This window comes from Flavobacterium sp. UBA7663, from assembly GCF_002483315.1.
In the GTDB taxonomy this organism is placed as follows: Bacteria; Bacteroidota; Bacteroidia; order Flavobacteriales; family Flavobacteriaceae; genus Flavobacterium.
The window spans coordinates 381,687-381,896 of record NZ_DLHR01000015.1 but is presented as its reverse complement, the minus strand read 5'-3'; the positions used below and the strand labels follow the sequence as shown (position 1 = coordinate 381,896).

At 50.5% G+C, this 210-nt stretch carries 1 rRNA gene; it reads left to right on the top strand.

The features are described from left to right. Positions 1-2 precede the first annotated feature (2 nt). Positions 3-112 (top strand): 5S ribosomal RNA (gene rrf, locus B2741_RS06370). Positions 113-210 lie beyond the last annotated feature (98 nt).

Sequence of the window (210 nt, the reverse complement as noted above, 5' to 3'; positions counted from 1 at the left end):
CTTAAGGTGGTTATTGCGTCGGGGCTCACCTCTTCCCATTCCGAACAGAGAAGTTAAGCCCGATTGCGCAGATGGTACTGCAGTTATGTGGGAGAGTATGTCGCCGCCTTTCTTTTAGAAGCCCAGCTTGAAAAAGCTGGGCTTTCTTTTTTTATTGGTGCAGCGTGTCGGCCTTTGGCCTCGATCCGCCGCCTTTCTTTTGAAAACCCT